Source organism: Psychrobacillus sp. L4 (assembly GCF_042944905.1).
Lineage (GTDB): Bacteria > Bacillota > Bacilli > Bacillales_A > Planococcaceae > Psychrobacillus.
In genome coordinates, this window is sequence record NZ_CP168496.1 from 1,107,629 (window position 1) to 1,132,669 (window position 25,041).

At 35.1% G+C, this 25,041-nt stretch carries 28 protein-coding genes; 21 read left to right on the forward strand and 7 right to left on the reverse strand.

The annotated features are described in order from the left end of the window. Positions 1-30 precede the first annotated feature (30 nt). From ACEPXG_RS05125 to pepF, 5 genes are all read left to right on the forward strand, one after another. Positions 31-1,239: a putative glycoside hydrolase gene (locus ACEPXG_RS05125; protein WP_391208151.1), complete on the forward strand. Its 1,209-nt coding sequence runs from the start codon at positions 31-33 to the stop codon at positions 1,237-1,239. Positions 1,240-1,633: 394 nt separating this feature from the next. Further along, positions 1,634-2,029 (forward strand): transcriptional regulator SpxA, encoded by a 396-nt coding sequence (gene spxA / locus ACEPXG_RS05130; RefSeq protein WP_151701971.1) that lies wholly within the window; start codon positions 1,634-1,636, stop codon positions 2,027-2,029. 302 nt (positions 2,030-2,331) lie between these two features. Beyond that, positions 2,332-3,000 (forward strand): adaptor protein MecA, encoded by a 669-nt coding sequence (mecA, locus tag ACEPXG_RS05135; protein WP_391208153.1) that lies wholly within the window; start codon positions 2,332-2,334, stop codon positions 2,998-3,000. 115 nt (positions 3,001-3,115) lie between these two features. Beyond that, positions 3,116-4,270 carry a competence protein CoiA gene (locus tag ACEPXG_RS05140; RefSeq protein WP_391208155.1) on the forward strand — a complete coding sequence of 385 codons (1,155 nt, stop codon included), beginning with the start codon at positions 3,116-3,118 and terminating at the stop codon, positions 4,268-4,270. A 62-nt stretch (positions 4,271-4,332) separates the two neighbouring features. Further along, the gene (gene pepF / locus ACEPXG_RS05145) at positions 4,333-6,153 is read left to right on the forward strand and encodes an oligoendopeptidase F (RefSeq protein ID WP_391208157.1); all 1,821 of its coding nucleotides are present in this window, start codon (positions 4,333-4,335) and stop codon (positions 6,151-6,153) included. A gap of 838 nt (positions 6,154-6,991) precedes the next feature. Here the strand turns inward: pepF and ACEPXG_RS05150 are convergent. From ACEPXG_RS05150 to ACEPXG_RS05170, 5 genes are all read right to left on the reverse strand, one after another. After that, positions 6,992-7,807, reverse strand: a complete 816-nt coding sequence (locus ACEPXG_RS05150; protein ID WP_391208159.1) for a DsbA family protein — start codon at positions 7,805-7,807, stop codon at positions 6,992-6,994. Further along, positions 7,804-8,202, reverse strand: coding sequence for a globin (locus tag ACEPXG_RS05155; RefSeq protein ID WP_151699196.1), 399 nt, complete (start codon positions 8,200-8,202; stop codon positions 7,804-7,806). Before ACEPXG_RS05155 ends, ACEPXG_RS05150 begins: the two co-directional genes overlap by 4 nt. Positions 8,203-8,431: 229 nt before the next feature. Then, positions 8,432-9,841: an ISLre2 family transposase gene (locus ACEPXG_RS05160; protein WP_391203448.1), complete on the reverse strand. Its 1,410-nt coding sequence runs from the start codon at positions 9,839-9,841 to the stop codon at positions 8,432-8,434. A gap of 164 nt (positions 9,842-10,005) precedes the next feature. Further along, the gene (locus ACEPXG_RS05165) at positions 10,006-10,653 is read right to left on the reverse strand and encodes a lytic transglycosylase domain-containing protein (protein ID WP_391208161.1); all 648 of its coding nucleotides are present in this window, start codon (positions 10,651-10,653) and stop codon (positions 10,006-10,008) included. A 6-nt stretch (positions 10,654-10,659) separates the two neighbouring features. Then, positions 10,660-11,253 carry a CYTH domain-containing protein gene (locus ACEPXG_RS05170; RefSeq protein ID WP_391208164.1) on the reverse strand — a complete coding sequence of 198 codons (594 nt, stop codon included), beginning with the start codon at positions 11,251-11,253 and terminating at the stop codon, positions 10,660-10,662. Between the two features lie 80 nt (positions 11,254-11,333). Between ACEPXG_RS05170 and ACEPXG_RS05175 the strand changes: the two genes are divergently transcribed. The 6 genes from ACEPXG_RS05175 (at position 11,334) to ACEPXG_RS05200 (ending at position 16,976) form a co-directional block, all read left to right on the forward strand. Beyond that, entirely contained in the window at positions 11,334-11,717 is a 384-nt protein-coding gene (locus ACEPXG_RS05175) for a hypothetical protein (RefSeq protein WP_391208166.1), read from the forward strand. A 29-nt stretch (positions 11,718-11,746) separates the two neighbouring features. Next, positions 11,747-12,424, forward strand: a complete 678-nt coding sequence (locus tag ACEPXG_RS05180) for a GTP pyrophosphokinase family protein (RefSeq protein ID WP_391208168.1) — start codon at positions 11,747-11,749, stop codon at positions 12,422-12,424. Next, positions 12,421-13,227 (forward strand): NAD kinase, encoded by an 807-nt coding sequence (locus tag ACEPXG_RS05185; protein WP_391208170.1) that lies wholly within the window; start codon positions 12,421-12,423, stop codon positions 13,225-13,227. Before ACEPXG_RS05180 ends, ACEPXG_RS05185 begins: the two co-directional genes overlap by 4 nt. Next, positions 13,224-14,123 (forward strand): RluA family pseudouridine synthase, encoded by a 900-nt coding sequence (locus ACEPXG_RS05190; protein ID WP_391208172.1) that lies wholly within the window; start codon positions 13,224-13,226, stop codon positions 14,121-14,123. Before ACEPXG_RS05185 ends, ACEPXG_RS05190 begins: the two co-directional genes overlap by 4 nt. A 1,038-nt stretch (positions 14,124-15,161) precedes the next feature. Beyond that, positions 15,162-16,517: a magnesium transporter gene (gene mgtE / locus ACEPXG_RS05195; RefSeq protein WP_391209779.1), complete on the forward strand. Its 1,356-nt coding sequence runs from the start codon at positions 15,162-15,164 to the stop codon at positions 16,515-16,517. A gap of 60 nt (positions 16,518-16,577) precedes the next feature. Next, on the forward strand, positions 16,578-16,976 hold the full coding sequence (locus ACEPXG_RS05200; RefSeq protein ID WP_391208173.1) for a hypothetical protein: 399 nt from the start codon (positions 16,578-16,580) through the stop codon (positions 16,974-16,976). Positions 16,977-17,175: 199 nt separating this feature from the next. Here the strand turns inward: ACEPXG_RS05200 and ACEPXG_RS05205 are convergent, their stop codons facing one another. After that, a complete protein-coding gene (locus ACEPXG_RS05205) occupies positions 17,176-17,694 on the reverse strand; it encodes a CotY/CotZ family spore coat protein (RefSeq protein WP_391208175.1) in 519 nt (172 codons plus the stop codon). A gap of 132 nt (positions 17,695-17,826) precedes the next feature. Here ACEPXG_RS05205 and ACEPXG_RS05210 point away from each other — a divergent pair, with 132 nt between their 5' ends. The 7 genes from ACEPXG_RS05210 (at position 17,827) to ACEPXG_RS05240 (ending at position 20,904) form a co-directional block, all read left to right on the forward strand. Continuing rightward, positions 17,827-18,219, forward strand: coding sequence for a hypothetical protein (locus tag ACEPXG_RS05210; RefSeq protein ID WP_391208177.1), 393 nt, complete (start codon positions 17,827-17,829; stop codon positions 18,217-18,219). Then, positions 18,219-18,674, forward strand: coding sequence for a stage V sporulation protein AC (spoVAC, locus tag ACEPXG_RS05215; protein WP_391208179.1), 456 nt, complete (start codon positions 18,219-18,221; stop codon positions 18,672-18,674). Before ACEPXG_RS05210 ends, spoVAC begins: the two co-directional genes overlap by 1 nt. Then, positions 18,668-19,675, forward strand: coding sequence for a stage V sporulation protein AD (locus tag ACEPXG_RS05220; RefSeq protein ID WP_391208181.1), 1,008 nt, complete (start codon positions 18,668-18,670; stop codon positions 19,673-19,675). Before spoVAC ends, ACEPXG_RS05220 begins: the two co-directional genes overlap by 7 nt. Before the next feature lies 1 nt (position 19,676). Then, a complete protein-coding gene (gene spoVAE, locus ACEPXG_RS05225) occupies positions 19,677-20,042 on the forward strand; it encodes a stage V sporulation protein AE (protein WP_391208183.1) in 366 nt (121 codons plus the stop codon). A gap of 148 nt (positions 20,043-20,190) precedes the next feature. After that, on the forward strand, positions 20,191-20,247 hold the full coding sequence (locus tag ACEPXG_RS05230) for a YjcZ family sporulation protein (protein WP_391209781.1): 57 nt from the start codon (positions 20,191-20,193) through the stop codon (positions 20,245-20,247). A 34-nt stretch (positions 20,248-20,281) separates the two neighbouring features. Then, the gene (locus tag ACEPXG_RS05235; RefSeq protein WP_391120534.1) at positions 20,282-20,527 is read left to right on the forward strand and encodes a stage VI sporulation protein F; all 246 of its coding nucleotides are present in this window, start codon (positions 20,282-20,284) and stop codon (positions 20,525-20,527) included. A gap of 71 nt (positions 20,528-20,598) precedes the next feature. Next, complete coding sequence (locus ACEPXG_RS05240) at positions 20,599-20,904, forward strand: hypothetical protein (RefSeq protein ID WP_391208184.1); 306 nt, start codon at positions 20,599-20,601, stop codon at positions 20,902-20,904. Between the two features lie 192 nt (positions 20,905-21,096). Here ACEPXG_RS05240 and ACEPXG_RS05245 read toward each other — a convergent pair whose 3' ends face one another. Further along, on the reverse strand, positions 21,097-21,519 hold the full coding sequence (locus ACEPXG_RS05245) for a hypothetical protein (RefSeq protein ID WP_391208185.1): 423 nt from the start codon (positions 21,517-21,519) through the stop codon (positions 21,097-21,099). A 252-nt stretch (positions 21,520-21,771) separates the two neighbouring features. Here ACEPXG_RS05245 and ACEPXG_RS05250 point away from each other — a divergent pair, with 252 nt between their 5' ends. The 3 genes from ACEPXG_RS05250 to ACEPXG_RS05260 all read left to right on the forward strand — a co-directional run bounded on the left by ACEPXG_RS05250 (position 21,772) and on the right by ACEPXG_RS05260 (position 24,704). Then, on the forward strand, positions 21,772-22,266 hold the full coding sequence (locus tag ACEPXG_RS05250) for a hypothetical protein (RefSeq protein WP_391208187.1): 495 nt from the start codon (positions 21,772-21,774) through the stop codon (positions 22,264-22,266). Positions 22,267-22,365: 99 nt separating this feature from the next. Then, the gene (locus tag ACEPXG_RS05255; RefSeq protein WP_391208189.1) at positions 22,366-24,009 is read left to right on the forward strand and encodes a hypothetical protein; all 1,644 of its coding nucleotides are present in this window, start codon (positions 22,366-22,368) and stop codon (positions 24,007-24,009) included. A gap of 20 nt (positions 24,010-24,029) precedes the next feature. Further along, positions 24,030-24,704: a DUF2642 domain-containing protein gene (locus ACEPXG_RS05260; protein ID WP_391208191.1), complete on the forward strand. Its 675-nt coding sequence runs from the start codon at positions 24,030-24,032 to the stop codon at positions 24,702-24,704. Positions 24,705-25,041: the final 337 nt, after the last annotated feature.

Here is a 25,041-nt window from a genome sequence, read left to right on the forward strand (position 1 = left end):
GAAGTATAGGGGAAAGGAAGGATTATTTATATGAGGAATACGATTAAATGGTTAGCTTCATTGAGTATATTTGCAACTTTATTAATTCCAACTTCTGTTTTTGCTGAAATGAATTTGTTTTCCAAGAATTTCTCGACGAAAGAATTCAGTTTTGTGGCGATTGACGAGTCGCTCGTTTCTTCATCTAAATTATTTGTTTACGACTCTGGACTTACTTTTGACTATCCAGACGCGGTAAGAGGCGTATATGTAACTGGACATTCGGCAGGAGGTTCCAGGTTTAACGATTTATTAAAATTGATGGACACATCAGAATTAAATGCAATGGTAATTGATATAAAAGATGATTTTGGAAACTTAACATATGTACCAAACGAGGATTCTTCCTTAGCAAAGTATAATATTGGAAAACCATACATAAAAGATCCTCGTGCAATGCTTAAAGTGATGGAAGAAAAGAAAATCTATCCCATTGCGCGGATCGTTGTTTTTAAAGATACAGAACTGGCAGAAAGTAAACCTGAATTGTCATTTATCGATGGAGATACGGTTTGGAAAAATAGACGAGGAGAGGCCTTTGTTAACCCATTTTTACAAGAGGTATGGGATCATAACGTAGAAATAGCCATTGAGGCAGCAAAAATGGGCTTTAAAGAAATACAATTTGACTATGTTCGTTTCCCTGAAGGATTTGAAAAAAGAGAAGATACCCTTAAGTACTCGTTGGGGAAGTATGAGTCATCTGAGCTCGATCCGGTACAGCGACGTGTGCAAGCAGTAACAGATTTTGTCGCCTATGCAAGAGAAAAATTAAGACCATATGGAGCACAAGTTTCAGTTGATATATTTGGATATTCTGCAACACTTCCAGAAGCACCAGGTATTGGGCAAAACTTTTCTAAAATCTCGGAAAATGTGGACGTCATTTCATCGATGATTTATCCAAGTCACTGGACATCCTATTTTGGTATTAAAAAACCAGATTTAGAACCATACCGTTTAGTTCAAGAATATGCAAAAGTAGAAAATGCTAAATTAGCAGAATTAGAAAATCCACCTGTTTCACGTCCGTGGATTCAAGATTTTACAGCTTCTTACTTGGGTGCTGGGAATTATCAAATATATGGAAAAGCGCAAGTAGAAGCACAAATTAAAGCTCTGAAAGAAGCAGGAATAAACGAATACTTACTGTGGAATGCTGGAAATAGGTATACACCTGGTGTTGAATATACACCATGAACTAAAGGAAAAAAGACATGAAAATAAAAAATTTATGTCTTTTTTTTATTTTCATGAAACTTTATTTCATGGAAAACGTATTATTTAATAGAACAGTCATTTTCAATTTGTATTTTTAATTGAGAATGTTACTAATTTATTTGTAATAAGATGTTTAAAGCAGAAACGAGATGGGTATAAGATGAATAGATGAATTATTTAGCTTTTAAGTGCAAGTGTAGCTTATATTTTCTTCGGAATTGTGACAGAGTTCTTAAATAGTAAATTTTTTCTTCTAAACATATTTTAAATAACTAAAAATTGGTGTATACTTTAAAAGTAAAACATTACATTAAACTAATTATAATCTACTTTATATAACACAATGACTAATTGAAAGGAAGTGTTTTTATTGATGGTAACATTATTTACTTCACCTAGTTGTACTTCATGTAGAAAAGCAAAAGCGTGGTTGGAAGAGCATGATATTCCATATACAGAGCGTAACATTTTTTCAGAACCACTTAGTATAAGTGAAATAAAGGAAATTTTAAGAATGACCGAAGACGGGACAGATGAAATTATATCTACTCGTTCTAAAATATTTCAAAAATTAAACGTCGATGTGGAAAGTCTTCCACTTCAACGACTATATGAGTTAATCCAAGAATATCCAGGATTATTACGTCGACCAATTATTTTAGATGAAAAACGCCTGCAAGTAGGGTATAACGAAGATGAAATACGTAGATTTTTACCAAGAAAAGTTCGTGCTTACCAACTAATGGAAGCGCAACGTCTTGTTAACTAAATGCAAACTAAGCTGATTGTTTTTCAATGAAATTTGAAAAACAATCAGCTCTTTTAAAGGTGTTAAAATGTGTACCTTTTTTACGTGAAACGCATGATGGTCAAAGGCGATTGCCTAGATTTTATCTTGCGTTTTTTCATTTTTTACTTGCTTTATCATTCGAACTTTCTTACAATTCATATAATCGCGTTATTAATATAAAAAGGTGAGCAGGATTCCTTTTCTTTTTTTGTTAAACAACATACAATAGTAGTAGACATTGCAAAAGGTGAAACGGTAAGAAGCGAAAGGAGATGTGTTAAATGGATATCGAGCGTATCAATGATAACACTTTCAAAGTATACATTTCATACATCGACATTGAAGAAAGAGGCTTCAGCCGAGATGAAATTTGGTTTAACAAAGATAAGAGCGAGCAGCTTTTTTGGGAGATGATGGATGAGGTTCATGATGATGATCATTTTGAAGAGTTAGATGGTCCATTATGGATACAAGTTCATGCGATGGAAAAAGGTTTGGAAGTGATTGTCACCCGAACGGAAATGTCCAAAGGGAACGATCGATCAGAATCAAGTTTTGAAGTGGAAGACATTACAGGTAAAATTTTCAAAAATGGCGTTTCAAATTCTATAGATCCTCATGAGTTTGAGGATTTCCCTAGCTATATGGATGATTTAGACGAGTTGCCATCGGATTATACATTTGTTTTTGACAATTTTGATGATATCCTTCCATTGGCAAAAAAATTAGCTAAAAAGAGTATACAGTCATCGCTCTATCATTATGAGAATAAATATTATTTAAATATTTATTTCAACTTTGATATGAATGAAATTGTTACTATCTTAGATACTTTAAGCATAATATCAGAATTTGCTAACCGTACTAACAAGACGATTCATGTTATTCAAGAATACGGGAAAGAAATAATAGCAAACGATGTATTTAACGAACTCAACAAACATTTTTAAACCTTCCTTAAAAAGAAGGTTTTTTTATTTTCGAAAAAAACATATTTTCTTTTTGTGTTTTCAACTAAATTCACTTGCTTTTTAGTCAGAAAGTTCGTACATTTAAAGAGAGGAGGTGTTAACAATCTTAACGGCGGTTACGAAGCGTGGTCATCTTTTTATCCCTGCGAGGTATTCCACAGAACGACTTACGGAAATAAAAAATAGTACGACTTTTCTATGTATACAGTGCCAGGAAGAGGTCATTTTAAAAAATGGGATGATTAATATTCCACATTTTGCTCATAAAAGAAAATCTGAATGTTCCTATTCATTTTCAGAAGGCGAAACGGAAGATCATCTTATTGGAAAACTTCAGCTGTACGATCTTTTTAAGCGTCTTTACGTACAAGCTCAATTAGAGCCGTTCCTACCATCCATTAAACAGCGACCAGACATATTAATAAGTTGGAAAGAAACCATGTTTGCTATTGAATTTCAATGTAGCCAAATTTCATCTTTTGTCATAAATGAGCGCTCAAAAGGATATCAAGGTCAAACCATACTCCCAATATGGATATTAAGAACACCACTTAGTCATGAGTTTCCCGCTCATGAGATAGGAATTATGAAATTATCTGCATTTAGGCAACAATTTTTCACCTCAAATCCCACATTTGGTAAAACAATTATCACTTATTGTCCACAAACAAAGTATTTTCACTATATTTCTAATACCCTGCATATTCGTGCAAACACCTTCATTATAAAGAGGAAAAAACTATCAGTAGACAATCAAACATGGCCATTTGCCCTAGTTAAACGTATTTCAAAAATAGAATATGAAACATACTTAAAAATCTATCGTTTTCAGCGTTTTAGGCATTTAGAAAATATGTATTTCCATAATAAAAAAGGGATACAATCAGCTTTTTTACGAGTATGTTATAGATGGCAAGTATATCCTAAAAAGCTACCATCGTTTATTGGGATTCCAACTTCACATGCAGAGGCATTTCATGTTCATGCAGTAGAATGGCAAATCCAGTTGATTGATTATTTGAATTCCATTAATGTTCCTATCCATCAAGTTACAGACGCACATTGTGAGTCATTTCTTTATGCTCGTTCAATTGGACCAGCTGCTAAAGGTAAAAAGTTAAAAGCGGTACAAGTGTATATTCATCTTTTACAATCATGTGTTATTAAGTCTGATTCAGTGGTATATTTGTCCAAAATGAACTTTTCTAAAATGAATGAGTTATTATATCGGGATTTTCTTGCAAATTGATTAGAAAATTGAGAAAATAGAAAGTGATTCGAATTTCGAAGCAAATGGAAGGGGAGTTTATTTTGACAACAGACACAAAGAACAAAATATTAACTAGAGAAGAAGTAGAGCAACATTTAACATGGAAATTAGAAGATATTTTCGCTTCTAATGATGTATGGGAGAAAGAATTTAAGGAATTATCAGCATTATCTCAAGAAGCTGCTTCTTTTAAAGGAACAGTCGATAATGGTGCGGATGCTTTATTAGCTGTTTTAACATATCGAGATGAACTAACTGGACGTTTACGTAAGTTGTATTCATATGCACATATGCGCCATGACCAAGATACTGCTAACAGCGTGTATCAGGCAATGGAGAGTCGTATTAAATCGCTTTATGTGAAGGTTTCAACGGAATTATCTTTTCTTGTACCTGAAATACTTTCCGTTGATGAGGCTATCATTACTGGGTATTTAACGAAGAATGAAGACTTAAAAGTATACAGTCAACTACTTGAAGAGATCAATAAAGAACGTCCCCATGTTCTTTCACAAGAAAAGGAAGCATTGCTTGCACAGTTTTCGGAAATTGCAGGGGCATCTTCGGATACGTTCGGTAAGCTAAACAACGCAGACTTAGAATTTCCATTTATTAAAGACGAAGAAGGAAATGAAGTACAAATGACGCACGGAAGATATTCTCGATTTTTAGAAAGTGAAGATCGTCGAGTACGCGAAGATGCATTTAAAGCGGTGTATGATACCTATGGAAAGTTCCGTAATACATTTGCATCCACTTTAGCAGGAAACGTAAAAGGTGACAATTTAATTGCTAAAATTCGTAACTATGCATCTGCTCGCGAAGCTGCGATGTCCAATAATCATATTCCAGAAAGTGTCTATGATAATTTAGTAGAAACTATCAATAAAAACATTCATTTACTTCATAGATACGTAGGCTTACGTAAAAAAGTGTTAGGTCTTGAGGAGCTTCATATGTGGGATTTATTGACACCACTTGTTAAAGAAGTAGATATGGAATTTACTTATGAACAAGCTTGTGAAATAATGCTTAACAGCTTTGAACCACTTGGTGAAGAGTATGTAGCAATTGTGAAAAAAGGTTTGGAAGATCGCTGGGTAGATGTTGTGGAAACAAAAGGGAAGCGTTCAGGAGCATATTCATCTGGATCCTATGGAACAAACCCATATATTTTAATGAACTGGCAAAATAATATGGATAATCTTTTCACACTTGCACATGAATTTGGCCATAGTCTTCATAGTTATTACACCTGTGCAAATCAACCATATGTTTATGGGAATTATTCCATTTTCGTAGCAGAAGTAGCTTCAACTTGTAACGAAGCATTACTAAATGATTATTTATTAAAAACGATTGAAGATCCGAAAAAACGCATTTACTTATTAAATCATTGGTTGGAAGGTTTCAAAGGTACTATTTTCCGCCAAACTATGTTTGCAGAGTTCGAGCATATCATTCATCAACTTGATCAAGATGGGGAAGCCTTGACTTCAGATAAATTAACAGAGGAGTATTATAAGTTATGTAAAAAATACTTCGGTGATGAAGTCGTCATTGACGAGCAAATTGGATTAGAATGGGCAAGAATCCCACATTTCTATTACAATTACTATGTTTATCAATATGCAACTGGCCTAAGTGCTGCAACTGCACTTAGCAATCAAATCCTAACTGAGGGTAAACCAGCAGTAGATCGTTATATTAATGAATTCCTAAAAGCTGGCTGCTCAGATTATCCAATTGAAGTACTGAAAAAAGCAGGAGTTGATATGAATACTGCTGCTCCAATAGAAGAAGCATGTCGTGTCTTTGAAGAAAAACTAAATGAACTAGAACAATTACTTTTAGGTGAATAATGGCGAAGGTCTGGCATTTGCCAGACTTTTTCTATTGTTGGAACGAATGTAATTAGTAGAAGTTAGAAGTCTTATGTATGACGATATTGTGAAATGAGTATCTAATATATTGTATTTATTAAACAGTCATGTTAAAGTAAGAGTGTGAAATAAATCACAAGATAACATACACCCCTTTGTTTGAACGTGAACATTTCTCCCATCCCCTTTGTAAAAAGAAAATGCCCCTTTCCTCAATCGGAGGAAGGGGTATTTTTTTTATTAAAAGATTAGAAAGTATCTGGATTATCGTCCTGCGAAACTAGTGTTCATAGGATTGTAAAGAATTAAATAATACCGCAGATTTCCGTTTCAGGTGTACGCCTTCCACGGGGTGAGCGATGAGCCATCACCGCTGCTCACGCAGTTCATCCTTGTGATGGCTCATCTGTCTCACTCATCCCGGCCACCTTTCACTACAATCCATTAAGTGAGTAGCACCTAACAAGAAGATTTAGCCCAGCTATCAATAAGAGGATAGAATTAGTTTAAGTAAACGAAGTGATCATGCCATCCCGTAATCGTTGTTGAAGTAGAGATTCTTTTGCTTATCTAATAATTATACAGCTACAACGCTTGTTTATTAGAGCGGTTTCCGCCGATACGAGAGCGTTCACTGCTTATGCGAGAGCACTACACAAAAATTCTCCTGGTAATAATGCATCGGGTCTGGTTATAAGCAATTGGTCTCGGTTATGGACTAATTGGTCTAGAACAGACATTTAATGTAAATAGATAATTGTTTATTAATCTAGTAATAGAAAAGCAGCCTAATTTACGAGAATTAGGCTGCTTTTATTTATTTTAATCGCCATAAAATGGTGTCTTGTAAAACGATTTTTTCTACTTCTTGAAGTAAAAGACGTTTTTTCAATTCACGTTCTGCCTGTTGTTCAGAAATATTATAATAGCAAGCTATTTCACTAGTAGTTAATGAATGAAAACGGTAAAATAATTTTTCTAGAGTTGGAGGTTGTTGTTTTTGTGGTTCTTCATAAAGCATTTCTTGTAAAATTTGAACATATATTTCATATGGATAAATGCCGGATACTTTAATACCTTCGTCTTCAATATTTTCGTTAAAGAAAACGATACTTGGAAAAGAGGTTACTTGCATTTCGCTAGTTATGGATAAATCATTTTGGAAAGAACGCGCACATTCCTTCGATTGGAAGTCAATCGTGAATTCACCAACATCAATATTGACTTCTTTCGCAAGATCTTGTAGTACAGAAAAAGAGGTTACATTTTTTGTTTTCAAAAAAAGATGTTCTTGTATTTTATTGAAAAAACGAAGAGCAGCTCTTTTTCCCTGAAACTCTGCAGCTTTTACTGCAATAGAAGGCAGTACTGGGTGTTCTAAATCGGAAAAGTCACACTTACTTTTTAAAATCTGTTCATTTTGCTTATTGCAAACGGAATTCAACTTATTTAGTTGCGTACTAAGTACGGTGCGAATGGTAAAATACTGTCCATACTCCACTTGCAATTTCCGAATGATTGGTTGCAAATCCCAGCAGGCTGAACAAAGTGGATCAAGAAAAATATACATTTCAATTGGCTTGTTCAAGAAGGAAGGAGCAATCGTTTCAGACGGAATTTGAATTCTTGTCACATTTTTTCCTCCTCATGATTCATTTCATTGACCATGTGGTTGGCAGTAAGTTCAAGTCTTCTATAAAAATCACGACGGAATTTGCCTTCAAGACCTACTTTATCCATCGCATCACTCATGCAAGCAAGCCATGCTTCGGCGCGTTGTGGAGTGATCGGAAATGGATTATGGCGCATCTTCATCATTGGATGTCCGTGTTCTTCTGTATATAAATTAGGTCCCCCTAAATATTGAGTTAAAAATTGTTTTTGCTTTCGTGCTGTTTCCGTTAAATCATCTGGAAAGATTGGCTTAAGCTTAGGGTGGTTTGCTACATTTCCATAAAATGTATCGACTAACTGTGATAATTTATCTGCACCGATTTCATCGTAAGGAAGTTTTGGGTTTTCTGTCATTTTCGATACTCCTTTGCTTTGCTCTATTTACATTCTATCAATCAGCTACAAATATCTCAAACAATTAGACTGTATTGTATGTGTCAAGTTTTTCTCGACATAGTATTAACACCAGTATTTTAAGCACTCTCTATCTGTACACTTATTAAGCTACCGCGCTAACGCTTGCTGGCCTAGATATATTTGTCACGTTCTAAAAACCAAGAACCTGACAAATACATCTAGGGTACTATCTAAAGCTTTTTACTAGTTGTCCAATTGCTGTTGAATGCGCAATATACAAGCTAATAGAACCCTGTTTGGCGCCGATGGATGGTCTAGTGGGATTACGGAGTATCTCGGACATACGAACTACCTTTTTCACTTCTCGTTGCTGTCTTTCACTTCTACGCTGATGGTGCAGATACACATCACGTAATGTCCCATTTAACATGCCTTGTTTCACTTTTACCATGGCTTCTCCACCTTCTTGACTCCAATGCATTCCTCTTTTTTTCATACGAAAGGAAATATGCCGTTGATTCGATTCCATTGCACCAAGGCTTCTCGCATCCTTTGGTGAGTTCTCCACTTTCTCACGCCAGTCAAAAATACGATCCCAGTTATTCTGAATGTAAGAGCGAAACACGTTTACTTTTTCTATTTTTTTCGGGTCTTCTAGCGTGCTTTCATACGTATCTAACCATAACGTAAAGTCCTTCAACTCATGAGCCTTCATAGCCTTCCGAATGCCATTCTTATAGTCACTTTTTCCTCCACTTAATGCACGATTCAATGCTTGCGCAATATGATACTTGTCTAATTGATTTAACACGGGAAACCGTGATTGGGAAAAGGCTTCTTGAAACTTCTCGGATGTATATCCCAATCCTCCATCACTGTTTGTAATAACGCAGGCATTTTCCAACGAATAATGATGGGCACTGAACGCTTGGACTTCCCCCCAAAACTTAGTAGTGGGCTGTGTTGTCATAATGACTTTTGGTTCACGTAAGGATACTCTTTTTCCGTTTTTATCCCAGCCCTCATGTACAATCGCATGACGCACTTCCAAACTTTTTTTCTTCTCGGTTCCTCGAACAAATACACCATCTGCTTCCGCATAGAAGAAGTCCACTTTTTTTCCCTCTGGAAGGGAAGCTGCCTCTTCTAATTCCGCTACCATTTCTTCATCTGCCTGTGCTTGTGCCATCCCTACCCGCTTCACGATACTTCCTACAGTCGTATGGCTAACCTCTACAGCGGTCCACTCTTTCAGCACACGTGCAGCCTCACGATACGTATTTTCACTTGCCAATTCTGCCACTTTCACTTCTACCAAAGAACTCTGCCGTTGGTGTCTTCTTAAGCCCAACCACTCATCCAAAGGGTAATGATTATCCCCTTTTTTATCCGCCATAAGTGTATGACGGAAACGAACAGATCCAAAGGTGAATTGAACTGTTTTCCAGTCATCTCTCTTCACCGTCCAACCTAGTTCTTGTTTTTGTTCTTTTATAACCTGATTTATCTTGGTGAAAACGTCCCCCAAAAGAGAAGCAAACACTTGGTACATATATAGTTGGATACTTTCTTCCATCTCGATTAGATTATCAGTATCCTTTATTATTTGGTAGACTTTTGATATAATGGATTCCATAAGAAGGCCTCTTTCTAGATGTATTTGCCCTACGAAGCATACATTTATGATAGAGCGCCTTCTTTATTTTTTCTAGTGGAAACCCTCGAGAAATATTTTACACATACGACTGTATTCAATTTTAGAGTCAAAAAAAACGACCAATGGTAATGGTCGTTTTCTCCCTATGCGTTAAAATAGTTCATGACTTTATGCACATAGTTTTGGGTTTCTTTATAAGGCGGAATGCCGTCATGCTTTTTTACAGCTCCAGGTCCAGCGTTGTAAGCAGCAAGTGCTGTTTCGACATTTCCATTGAATTGGTTGAGCATTTGGCTTAAATATTTTGCGCCGCCCATAATATTTTCTTCCGGATCAAACAGATTATTAACCCCTAAATATTTTGCTGTTCCAGGCATTAATTGCATCAATCCGGAGGCTCCAGATGTACTAACAGCAGAAGCATCAAAGTCAGATTCTTGCTTAATAACCGATGATATTAGTTTTTCAGGGATATTAAATTTTGCAGCTGCTCGCTGAATAATATCATCATAATTTGAAGATGAAGAACTAGTTGATGTATAAGATGATAGAGCACTTATTAAGCTTTCGTTTTGAAATGAACTATTAGGTGGAATAAATACGGAAGCGTTTCCGTTGTAATAGAGAGAGGATTCCTCATTAACAGAGGTCTCACTTTTGCTACTTTGAAGAACCTCTCCAAGTAACTCTGAAAACAAGGAAGAACCGTTTGAACTTTGGGAACTTTGAACTGCTCCTAAAGATTGCATTGCATTTATCTCCATTAATGTTTTTAATGATTGAATATCCACAAGGTATCAACCTTTCAACGAATTTTTATAGTTTACGAGTCGTGCAATCTTTTTATCGGCATGTCGAATAGGAATATGAAGCGTTGTTAATAAATGAATAAACACTTTTTGCCCATTCTCTACATCTTTACTCTCATATTCTACTTCAAAATCCTCCGTTTGGCTATAAATGGAATGGTCAAAGAATAAGATGCCATTTTCATAATTTATTTGTGCGCGATGTGTTTGAATGTTCCCAAAACATTCCAGTGGTTCTTCCTTTTTTATTTGCTCGAGAAACGGTACGGTTGGAAATTGTAAGTTATTTAGTATGGCATCCTTTTCTACATTGGATAATAATTGTGTTGTTTCAATCATAATATGCTCTTTTTCTGGAACTTTCAGCGTCAATTCGTTTCTTGATGGCAATACACGTAATCGAAAGCCCATTTTCTTTTCTTTAAAGTAGTGACCGGGTGTATCAAAATAATAGTTTGTTTGTATTTGAAAATCGGAAGGTTTTATTTCAAAATAGGTTACGAGCTGTTGAAATTCGTCCTTTGTCAGCAAATTCTTAAATTCAATCTCTTTTTCGGTATGCATTAATTCACGACCTTTCATTTTATTTCTATTATAGACGGTTTGCAATGGGATTCAATATGTTAAAATAGTGGGAGAATGTACAGAAAGGAAAGATATATTTGCCTATTACATATAATGTGCACAGTGGCGTGCAGTTAGAGAATGATATTCGATTTACACTTGATGAAAACCCAATGATAGAAAATATACTAGCAGGCGGACAAATGATTACAGATTCTGATGCTTTATCTTTTATCTACCTATTAGAAGATGAAACAGGTTATCATTATTTGAAGTTCGGACAAGATGTGTGGCCGATGCTAGTAAGTACACTAAAAGCAACCGATGATCCAACGCTTCAATTTGGAGAGGCAGTGTTGACTTTGCATAAGTTTAGAGAAGAGCTTGAAATGCTTATTTTCAATATTGAAGGAAATGATAACTACGGTGCTGAATTTTCACAAGCAGTAGAAAATGCATTTGAAGAGATTCTAAAAGCATAGAAAAGTCGTGTGAAAGGGAGGTGTCGCTTATGGGGCAATGGGAACGTTTTTTAGAGCCGTACAAGCAAGCAGTTTCTGAGTTGAAAATAAAGCTTAAAGGAATGCGCACACAATTCGAAATTGAAAATACCAATTCACCAATTGAATTTGTTACAGGGAGAGTAAAACCATTAGCGAGTATTTATGACAAATCACTTGGAAAAGGAATTGTATTCGAACCTTCTGATACATTGGCGAAAGAAATTCCAGATATTGCGGGCCTACGAATGATGTGTCAATTCGTCGATGATATCGAAACAGTCGTGGAAATGCTACGTGCGAGAAAAGATTTAACAGTCGTTGAAGAGCGCGATTATATTTCTCATAAAAAGCAAAGTGGATATAGATCTTATCACATGATTATTGAATATCCGGTTCAAACAATACATGGTGAGATAAATATATTAGCTGAAATACAAATTCGGACGCTTGCTATGAATTTTTGGGCCTCAATCGAGCATTCATTGAACTATAAATATAAAGGTCTTTTCCCAGAAGAAATTAAAAAAAGATTGCAATTTGCGGCAGAAGCAGCATTTCGTTTAGACGAAGAAATGTCGTTAATACGAGGAGAAATACAAGAAGCCCAAAAATACTTTAGTGCAAACAAAGAATTATCCACTCCAAGGATACATGAAAGTAAAACGGAAGAGAGGCGCGAACGTTGAAATTTTTCATACAGTCTCGAAATGATGATCTATCGAATAAGTTAATGCAAAATGCCAAAGCATATTTAGTGGATTTTGGTCTCGTTTTAGATGAAGAAAATCCGGATATCGTTTTATCCATTGGTGGAGACGGAACGTTGTTACATGCTTTTCATAAGTATAAGCATTTAACAGCATCTGTTGCATTTGTTGGTATTCATACTGGTCATTTAGGTTTTTATGCGGACTGGAAACCAGCGGAGATAGAGAAACTAGTCATTAGTCTTGCAAAAAAAGAATTTGAAGTGATTGAATATCCACTACTTGAGGTGACTATTAACTACCGTCATGGGGAAGACAGTTCCGTTTATCTTGCAGTAAATGAGTCTACAGTTAAGTCTCCGGATGTCACTTTAGTGATGGATGTAGAATTGAACGGTAGTCATTTCGAACGTTTTAGAGGAGATGGACTATGCATGTCCACACCATCTGGAAGTACTGCGTATAATAAAGCATTGGGCGGGGCTATTGTGCATCCATCACTAGAAGCAATGCAACTAGCCGAAATAGCTTCCATAAATAATCGGGTGTTCCGTACAGTTGGGTCTCCTCTCGTTTTACCTAAGCATCATTCTTGTTTATTGAAACCAGTAAAAGGTCCCGATTTCATGGTAACGGTGGACCATTTGCAATTACTGCATAAAGATGTTCAGTCCATTATGTACAGAGTTTCAAATGAAAAAATACGTTTCGCTCGTTTTAGAGCATTTCCATTTTGGACAAGAGTACATGATTCATTTATCGATAGTGATCTTGAAAAATGAAAAACAATCCAATAAGTTTAGCTTTTGAAGTGAAAGAAAAAAGACTTGTATTAAGAGATGCTATCAAAGAATATGGTATATCCAAAAAAGCATTGACGAGTATTAAATTTGAAGGCGGCAAAATTCTAGTTAACGGTGAAGAAAAAACAGTTCGACATATGTTAGAAATAGGGGACGTCGTAACAATTGTTTTTCCAAATGAGAAGAAAAGTGAAGGATTGATTGCAGAGCAAGGAGAATTCCCCATTCTATTTGAAGATGACCATTTACTAATACTTGCGAAAAAAGCTGGGATAAGTACAATTCCTTCCAGGGAGCATCCACAAGGTACCATTGCAAATTATGTAGCTGGTTATTTGGAGGAAAGTGGATTAACTTCTACCGTTCATATAGTTACGAGATTAGATAAAGATACTTCTGGTATTATTTGCATTGCTAAACATCGTCATGCACATCATTTACTAAGTGAGATGCAAAAAACACGTGCTATTTTTCGAACATATGAAGCAATTGTTCATGGTCATGTGAAAGAAGATCAGCAGACAATAGATGCACCTATTGGTCGTAAAGACGGCAGTATTATTGAACGAGTGGTTTCACCTGATGGAAAAAATGCAAAAACAACTGTCGAAGTTATTAAACGGTTTTCTATTCAAGGAGAGAACATATCACATGTAAGATTAAAGCTACATACAGGACGGACACATCAAATACGTGTGCATATGATGTCAATTGGACACCCATTAATAGGAGACGATTTGTACGGAGGATCTCGTTTGTTGATTAATCGACAAGCTCTTCATGCGAAGGAATTACGCTTTATTCATCCATTTACAAATGAAATTGTTCAGATTCAAGCAGCTTTTCCACAAGATATGGTTGCTATACTAGTATAATACCCTGAATGGTTTTATCATATTTTTTTCAACAAATACATTTAGGTTGATGTACGATTAGTTTTCCGTCTTATTGTAGTTATAGTATGTCATAGTGACCACAAGGATTTCCGCTCTAGGCGGACGCTTTCCGAGGGGGGAGCGATGAGCCAGCACCGTCGCCTGCGCGCCGCTTGTGCTGTCTCATCTGTCTCCCTGATCCCTTCGGAGTCGCCGCCTGCCGCTTCAATCCAGCATGTGCAATATATTACCCGTTATCCACAACATAGAATACATTTTGCTCATTCTTACAAGGCATATGCTCAATATAGAGAAAAATACGAGCAACATTTGGACAGGTTTTGCGCAATATAATGATAGGTACACTTTATAAGTGGCATCTCTCTCTAAGTTAAGTCTTTATTATGAGAAATGGTTGCGTTTAGTATCGAATTGGTCTCTTTTCCAATAGTTTTTGTCTCGTTCTAAGGGAGATTGGTTGCGAATATCACTTGATTGGTCTCGTTCAGCCATTTATTGGATTTTATTCTTGAAAACTCTTCGTAATATGGAACAAAATATAGTAGTGATGCTGAATAACTAGCAAACTCTAGTGGATTGCAGCGAAAGGGCGGTGACTCCTGCCGGATAAGTGAGACAGATGAACCATCGCAGGCGAACGCGTAGCGTCGGCGGTGGCTCATCGCTCACCCCGCGGAAAGCGTCCGCCCTGCAGCGAAAATCCTAGCGGTAACTTTCTTACTTCGCAGTATATCTAAAAAGCGAACTAAAACATAAAACTGTTAGGCAACGTCTTGCTTCATTAAATAGAAGAAGATTGATGATAAACATACTTGATAATACCCACTAGTAGAACCTGAAATTCAGGGAATCTTAGTGGGGTTCTTTATTTGAATTTCGTGTGGAATAATTATTGGAGAACTTTGTACCAATTCACTTAAATGGTGCTTAAGCTTATATTAGGTTGCTTAATCGCTTTAAACCCCATACAATATATAAGGATAACCGCGGAAAGGAGTGAGAATTGTGAAAGAAGAGATGAATCAGCTGCAATTAGAAGAGTCACATTTAATTGAGCTTTTAACCCATGATTTAATGGAAGAATTTAGAGCTGAATTTATGCAGCTTCACCCGTATGACCAATCGTTATTTTTTGAAAAGGTGGAGCCAGATATACGAAAGAAAATCTTTCACTACCTCTCTCCTAAGGAAATGGCGGAAATTTTTGAAGCGACAAAGTTTGATGAAGAACATTATGAGTATTATTTAAAAGAGATGGATACAACATACGCGGCGGATATGCTTTCCTATATGTATGCGGATAATGCAGTGGACGTATTAAACGAATTAGGAAAAGACCAAGTAGCTAGTTATTTAAGTATAATGGACGAGGAGTCTGCTCAAGAAATAAAAGACCTGCTCCATTATGAAGAATACACTGCTGGTTCTATCATGACGACAGAATATGTAGCAATTCCCGAAACGTCTACTTGTCGTTCTGCAATGACTATTTTGCGAAATGAAGCGCCGAATGCAGAGACAATTTATTATTTATTTGTTGTAAATGAATCCCATCAGCTAACAGGTGTCATTTCATTACGTGATTTAATCATTGCAGATGAAGATACGCTTATTAAAGAGATTATGAATGAACGTGTAGTAAGTATTTTAGTTAGTGAAGACCAAGAAGAAGTAGCTCGTACGATTAAAGATTACAATTTCCTTGCAGTACCAGTTGTTGATTTTGAACAGCATCTTCTCGGCATTGTAACGGTAGATGATATTATCGACGTTTTAGATGAAGAAGCATCCGATGATTACTCTAAACTTGCTGGGGTTTCTGACATGGATACATTTGATAAAAGTCCTTTTCAAGCAGCTAAGAAGAGACTACCTTGGCTTGTAATTCTATTATTTTTAGGAATGATGACTGCAAATCTAATGAGTATTTTTACAGAAACATTATCGAAAGTAGCATTGCTTGCTGTTTTTATTCCTCTAATATCAGGGACAGCGGGTAATAGTGGAACGCAGTCATTAGCAGTAGCTATTAGAGGAATTGCAACTGGTGATATTGAAGAGGAAAGTAAGTTGAAATTATTATTACGAGAAGCAGGAACAGGCCTAATAACTGGCCTACTATGTGCAATATTAGTAGTAGGAATTGTTTTCTTTTGGCAACATAACTTGGTAATTGGTTTGTTAGTTGGAGCAGCACTTCTAGGTTCTATTTTTGTTGCAACAATTGGAGGTTCATTTATTCCATTATTAATTCACCGTATGAAAATAGATCCAGCTGTCGCATCAGGTCCTTTTATTACAACTATTAATGATGTTATTAGTATTTTAATCTATCTTGGACTTGCGACATTATTTATCTCTTCTATATCATGAATAGGCTTTTTTCACACTTTTAACTGAAAGTGCATAAAGTAAAGGAAAAAGGATGTGTCTGTGAATTCTTTCAATGACCCTTTACTTTATATAAAAGGCCCACCTGTTTTTCATCTATATCCAATACGATCTATCATACAGATGGAAACAGAAATGGAAGTAACGATGGATGTACCAAAGGAAGTGCAAGACGAAAGTACATCGATATATGAAATACGTACGAGTATGTCCAAGAAAACTCTTGCAATTTTAGAAAAATTGACGTTTCTAGCAAAACCTTTTCAGCGAAGAGCATATCGTCCACTTGTTTTTCATGTGGCAGGTGGCGTATATCTTCAAGGAGAAGTAGAGAAAGTGGATGATGAGTTTGTCACTTTTTTGGTGGGATCTGATGAAACCATTACGTACCCGGTAGATCAAGTGGAAAAAATAGTTTGGCGTGGAACCGAAATGAAGTGAATCTAAAAAACTATCCTGAGGATAGTTTTTTTATTTTTCACATAAGTACGGCACTTTTACTCAGTAACCATCCTAATTATAATTACCTTTTAACACATATTTCCTATGTAAGCATATTTGGAGCACTATCTTTTAAATGAATGCAAAGTAAAACCGTCCGGGACATTCCCGAACGGAGTAGACACTGCAGGGGAAACGATTAGTCACATACATCTAAAAATACGTCTGCTACACATTCAATTGCACAGAAACAGTTAAGGTCGACAGTGATACAGCTACCTGTTAATTCAAAATTTCGTACTTCGCAAAGTTTTCTTAAATTTAATTTAGTTCCATCGACATTCAATAAATCGACTTCACGTCTTTCACTATTCAGTGGTTCAAGAACACGTAGAGTTGCACAGCAACTATCAAAAATATCCTCTACTCGGAAAAAGACTGAAATACAATCGTGATCACAAATATCTCTGTCGCGGAAAAACGCTTTAAAAGGAGTACCATCTTCAGTTAAAAGCATAAAAACACGGGTGTCTGCTTGGTGACGACGAGCAGGGCTAACAAGACCTCCAAGAGGCTCTAAAAAACAATTTGTTGGACAAAAATCACAATCATTTGAAACTGCTTGGTCTTGAATATCTTTAATTGCACGGACTACATCGCAAACACAGCGACGATTTCCTTTTACTTCTGTCACGTCTTCAATTCTTCCACATCCCATTAATTTTCACCTCCTCTTTCTCTCTTTCTACTTTATGTAGCTTCTTCAATAAGGTAAGGGCAAATATCTCAATTGTTCTCGTATATTTCAATTTCCGTTGCTCATACTAACTCGAAAAGGAGCAATTATCCCATGAGAAAAGTTGTTTTGTTCTTCATTTCAGTTCTTCTGTTAACTGCCTGTTCAAATAATGTTAAACAAGAAATATATCCCAGTAACGATGTACCCGAAATTGAACATGTTTTAGATGGGAACAAGTCTATCATTGGGTACAAAAGTGTTGCGGGTGAAAATGACATCATAGTGGCAATCGATATACGAAGAATGAGTAGATTTAAGACAGAAAAAATTGAAAAAAAAATAAAGAAGCAACTAGAAGAAAAATTTCCAGATAAAGATGTTCTTGTTACAGGTGATTTAAAAATTAAATGGGAAATTGAAAAAATCATAAAAGAGCGTATGCAAACAGATAAACTAAAAAAATCAATCGATCAAATAAAATCATTATCAAAGGAAGCGACTTAATGGATCAAAAACAATTCGAGAAAATTGTCGATAACCAAACACCCAAAGCTCCACTGTTTGTAAACATATTGAAAGCTTTTCTTGTGGGAGGAATAATTTGTACAATTGGACAACTAATTACTTTATTTTATATACGTTTTTTTCCATTTACCGAACGTACAGCTGCAAATCCTACTGTTGCGACAATGGTATTCATTGCGATGATATTAACTGGTACTGGATTATATAAGAAAATTTCTCAATTTGGTGGTGCAGGGTCGGCTGTACCTGTAACTGGATTCGGCAATGCGGTCATCTCTGCTTCCATTGAACATAAGTCGGAAGGATACGTATTAGGAATTGGAGGAAATATGTTCAAGCTAGCGGGTTCTGTCATTGTTTTTGGTGTACTTTCTGCTTTTTTTGTTGCATTAATTAAAACAATTTTAGTGAAAATGGGAGTGATCTCATGGTAAATACTGCTGGAACTATACAATTTAAGGGGAATCCAAGTATTGCTAGCACAGCTGTTATTGTTGGTCCAATGGAAAAAGATAGCCCATTTGCCGAATCGTTTGATGAAGTTTTACCATTAGAGAATGAAAAAGATGAGACATTTGAACAAGGAAATAGTAGGTTTATTGAAAAAGCTTGTGCTTTAGCAGTTCGCAAAGGTAATGAGCAAATGGAAAACATTGATGTATTTATCGGAGGAGATTTGATAAATCAACTTTCTCCTACTAATTTTGCAGCAAGACAATTGGCTATTCCTTTTTTAGGAGTATTTTCTGCTTGTGCAAGTTCTATGGAATCGGTTATTATCGGAAGCCTTTTAATAGAATCAGGCAATGCGTCATCTATTTTAGCCGGAGCTTCTAGTCATCATCCAGCAGTAGAAAGACAGTTTAGATATCCACTTGAATATGGCTCTCAAAAACCAGGAACTGCGCAATGGACCGTAACTGCTGCAGGTTTTGCTTTATTGCAAAAACAAGCAAAAAACGCACCTATTATTACACATGCAACAATTGGAAGAGTAGTGGATGGAGGCCAAACAAATCCATTACATATGGGTGCTGCCATGGCACCAGCTGCAAGAGATACGATCGAAAGACATTTAATGAATACTAACAGTAGGATGGCAGATTATGATGTTATTATGACAGGTGATCTAGGAAAAATTGGGTTGTCAATTTTAAGAGAAATGTTTCAAGATGAAAATAGTGGAGTAATTTTACAAGATGCTGGAGCTCAATTTTATGGAGAAAACACTTTTTTTAATTCTGGAGCAAGTGGTGCAGGATGTTCCGCTGCAGTTTTTTTTAGTCATATGTATAAACAATTAAAAAATGGTGTATATAACCGCGTATTACTCGTAGCAACTGGCGCACTATTATCACCATTGACTTTTCAACAAGGAGAAACAATTCCTTGTATTGCTCATGCCATTGAATGCCGTATGGAAAAGAGAGGATAATATGATTTCTTCATTAATTACTTCATTTATTGTTGGTGGTCTTATCTGTGTTGTAGGGCAAATATTGATGGATGCATTCAAGCTCACACCAGCGCATACATTATGTATATTAGTTGTTAGTGGTTCCATTTTAGCTGGGGTAGGATTATATGAGCGTTTAATCGATTTTGCAGGTGCAGGTGCAACGATCCCTATTACATCATTTGGAAATGCATTAACGCAAGGAGCATTAGTGGAAGCTGAAAAACATGGTCTTATAGGAGTTTTAACGGGAATGTTCGAAGTCACAAGCTCGGGTATTAGTTCAGCTATATTGTTTGGTGTAATTGGAGCATTTATATTTCAGAAACGGAATACTACTTATTAGTTGAAACGCCCTTTTTTCTAACTCGACTTTGCATACTATAAGTCGAAGAGGAGAGGAGGGAAGAATTATGTATGGCTACTGTGGTGGAGGATATCCAAGTTACGGTGGAGGCTGTAGTTGCGGCTACGGAGGAAATCGAAGCTTTGTATTGATTGTCGTACTGTTCATTCTATTAATCATTGTTGGTAGAAGCTTTCTCCCTTAATACAAAGATAATCAAAATGTGAGGGGGAAAATATGTGCAAAATTCATTTTTTAAAGCAATCGAAAATAAAACAGGTGTTTCAATGGAAGAACTTTTTACGCTAGCCAATGCCATCTCATATGCTGATTTTACAGATGAAGATCAAGTTCGTAAAGTCGTACGCAAAGTTGGCAATTTAGCAAAGAAACCTGTATCTCAAGAGTTAGAAGATCAACTTACAAAGTCCATTTTACAAAGTGGTGGAAAGTTAAGCCTATCTGACATTGAAAAAATGTTGTAGTTTGAATATTTGAAAAGTCATAGGTTTAATGAGATAAAGGATAGGGTATATAGTAATAGGGGGTGGAGAAGATGGGATACAATTTGCCAATTCAACCAATACAGTCCCAAATTTACGCGAATCGTTTGTTAATGGATCGTTATAATTTTGCTTTTATAAGTACTATTCATGGTATTCGAATGAAATCAATATTTGATGAGAGACTTGAGGAGGAAGGTCGGAAACTTGAAGAGAAAGAAGAAAAGCAACAATTAGACGATGAAAACCCATCGACCCTACCACTGTTTAAAAGCTTTATCCAACCTAATCCAGTAAATTTATCGCCTAAAATAGCAGAAATTAATGGTAAAGGAAATCGTATAAATATTTATATTTAGAGAAGGAATTTTGATTTTTGATAAAACTTTATACTTTCAATAGTAAATAAAAAATGCCGATGGTTACATCGGTATTTTTTATTGCAAAAAAATTTGTTCCATCATTTGTTAGGTAAAATAATGGAACATAAAAGTAAATAAAGGCCCAACAGCATTTGTTACATGCTTGTTGGACCATTGTTAACTAATACATTAACTACGACCTTTTTTCTTTTCAGAAGAATCTTTTTTATGTCCAATCTTTTTTTTGACCTCTTTATTTTTTTTACGACTGTCCGCTTCCTTGTTAGTATCATCATCTACTATTTTATCCGTAATTTCTTTTTTGTCGTGGTGGCTGTCTGCATCTTTTTTGTGATCACCCTTTTTTGCATCATCCACTTTCTCATCCTCTATTTTGCGACCGCCTTCTTTTTTATCACTGCCATCCGTTTCCCTTTTTTGTGGGGGTTCTTTTTTGTCCCCAATGTCTTTTTTAAGTTCCACTTCTTGATCAGTTGAGGAAGTAGGATTGTTCGTTTTTTTTCCTAAATCTTTATGCCCGTGTCGCTTTTTTTCTTTTGGTGTTCCTTCCGTCAATTGGTGATCCATTTCATTCTTTTTTTCTTCTGTCAAAACCTTTCACTACTTTCTATAATGTAATGTCACTATTACAGACTATGTGAAATAGAGTTATTCTGTTCGCAATTATGTTATTTTCTTTCGAAATCAACTGAATATTTTATAGCGAGCTAAAGATTTTATTTAAGTAAGGTATTACAACCTCAGAGAGCTTGAACAATTATCCAGAAATGGGCGTTTAACCAATGCTTTACCATTCCAGGATACATATAAATATTAAGATACTATAAAAGGGGGTTAGAAAAAGTGAATAAGAAGATGATACTTTCTCTAGTTGATAGAGTTATTAAAGTAGATAGAGGTGGTCCTGAATCCCGTGTTGGGATGCTTTTATCAGCAGCGGATGACCACTTTACATTGCTAACAGAAGACGATGGAATTGTTTTTTATAATACACAGCATATCAAGAGCTTGACGTATAATACAAAAAATCAAGTGGAATTTGGTATTAAAATTCCAGAAAGATTTGAATTCATAAAAGCGGATGACTTCAGAGGAATTTTGGAAAAATTAACACTACGTTGGGTAAAAATTAACCGAGGTGGTCCAGAAACACTAGAAGGAGTAATGGATGTTGTTACAGATGATTTTGTGACAATTGTAGCAAATGAAGAAATAATTCGAGTTTCTTTGTTTCACATTCGAAACATTAGCTATGGTGTAAAACTAGAAAAAACGAAAGAAACTGAAAATAAAAAATCTGATGACAAAGATAATAAGGAAAAAGAAAACAAAAAGTAAAAGGAAATAATTGACCTAACAAACTGAATAGTTGAAGGAGGCATTCGTCGCTTTTATATAAATGGAGCGACGAATATTCTAGGAAGGAGGCTCCAAAAATTGCTAGATGAAAACTTAAAGAAAGTATTATATGAACATAAAAAAATGAAAATCGGTATGTACCTAAATGACAATCAATTTATAGAAGGAATTTTGTTGGATGTTAAACAGGATCACCTTGTTATGGAAGCAAAAAAGAAAATAGTATATTTTGCAATGCATTCTATTCATGCTCTTTCTATAAATGCCAAAGACTTTTATAAAACGACCAAACTTTGTTCTTATCTTGACAAAAATGATTTAACAGAAATATTAATTGCCTTAAGATACAATTGGGTCACCATTAATAGTTTAAGTAAATTTGCATTGAATGGTGTTCTAACTAGCATATTACAGGATCACATTGTGTTAATTAATAAAAAGGAACTACTCTATATCCCAAAACCATATATATCCAATATTTACAGTGAGTTATCTACCGCAGATATGACCTTTTTAAATAACCAAGAGCAACTAAATCTCCAAGAGTTATATAAATCAAATATAAACAAAGGATTATTAGAAATAAAAGAGCCCAATGCGGAAAGCAGTCAAGAAAATGCGATACAAGAAAATGGTATTCTTCAGAATGAGAAGGTAACCGAACAGTCCAACTTCGGTAAGCTGGGGGAAATACAAGCTTATCCGTTAGAGAAGGTTATTGAAGATGGTTATTTAGAAACAAGAAATAACATCGAATTAGTTAATAGTTCACAAATTACTATGATACCCTTAGAGTTAAATCAAAACCCCGATAGCATAAAAGACCTCACGTTACTAGAAAAAAAAGAAGAAACAACTGAACCCCAAAATTTCTCTCAGGAAATGGAAACAGGATACAGCAATGGAGCGGAGAATATTGTGCCAACTCTAATTTTAGAAGGTCCGAATGACAAAATCCAGGAAGTTGGAAATAGTAAAAATAAACGTTTAAAGCTCTATCTAAAGTCCAAAATTAAAATGAAATCAAAATTACCTCAACAAAACACTTTAGAGAAAGTTGAAAAGAGCATAGTAAAAATTGATAGTATGGAAAATTTAGACATTTTAAAGGAGAAGCAATCAATACGAACGAATACCCCCTTAGAGCAGAGCCACAAAAAAACACTATTAACTGCATGGAGTGCTTTAAATAGTGATCAATCTACAATTACTATTCCCAAAAAATCCAAAACCAAATACAATTATCTAAATCACAATCAAATATCAAATAAACTAGTTCAATCTGAAAATGTTCATACATTATCTCCTAACAGTACCATAACTGATGAACAGATTAATAAGGAAGAATTTGAGGCTTTGGATGTAAAAAACATTCAGATTGAAAAAAAAAACTTTCCTGAACTTATAAAACCATTAAGTCCAAAAGAAGAGAAAATAATGTTAGAGAAACAGTATTTTGCATTAATGAATTATGCTGCAAAAAAAGTTCAAAAATCAATTAGGTTGGAACAGCAACCTGTACTAAGTAATTCTTTTAGCAATCCAGAGTTAAAAAAAATTAATAATAATATAGAACTTAGTGAGCAATCTAAATTACTAGAAACATACACAATGCGTCATTCAACAAAACAAAAAGTAGAAGATGAATTGATGGAAAAACAGTACTATTTTTTAATGAAGCATGCGGCAAAGATGTATCATCAAGTAAGAGACCAACAATAGAAATGTAAGGAGATGTGACCTTGAATAAAATTATTCAAAGTCTTATGAAGGAAGTAGTTCAAATAGAAGTTTCAGGGAAAAAACAAATTAATGGAACCGTCATTGATTTAGGAACAGACATAATAGTACTTTTTAATGGCGAAAATTTTATGTACATCCCTATAAATCATGTGCAAAGCTTTAGAGTCGTTCGTAATAATGAGTACGATATTCAAGACCCCACAGAGTTCCCAAGTATTATTGCAGATGAAAAAAGTCAGGAATTATCTATATTAGAAGTACTTAATCAAGCTAAAGGGAATTATGTTGAACTATTCGTAACAAACGAAAAACCACTTCATGGATATATAAATCAGATAATGAGTAACTATTTTGAATTTTTTTCTCCGGTATATAAGACGATGTATATTTCTATTAATCATTTGAAGTGGCTAATACCCTATAGCCAAAATGAAATTCCTTATGGATTAGGAGACAAAAAGTTGCTACAAATAAGTACTGACTCGTTAGCTAACTCATTTGAAGCCCAAGTTGAAAATCTAAAAGATAAAATTGTCGTATTAAATGTTGGAAGTAATAATAGTAAAATAGGGAAAATAAAAGATGTGCATGAACAAATTGTTGAGATTCAACCAGCAAGAACACATTCAATTTATATAAACTTAGATCATATTCAAACGCTGCATCAAGTATAAATTGATATTTTAATAGTGGAAGCATGAAATACTTCATGCTTCTTGAAATGATTTTAAAAACAAATACATAAAATTTCCTATCCATTATGGTCTCTACACATTGTATGATGGCGACAGATAAACATCCATCACAAGAATTGAAAAAGGATCGTGAAGTGACTTAATCACATCGCGATCCTTTTGCATTCTAATGGTAATAGTGTAGCAAATATTTCGTCCAAAGCACGCTGGAAATAGTAAAGACAAAATGCACTTAAAGGACGCTTGACCTTTTCTTAAAAAAATTAGAAAATAAGGAAAAATTTTTATGTATATGGACATACACCTCGATTCTCTT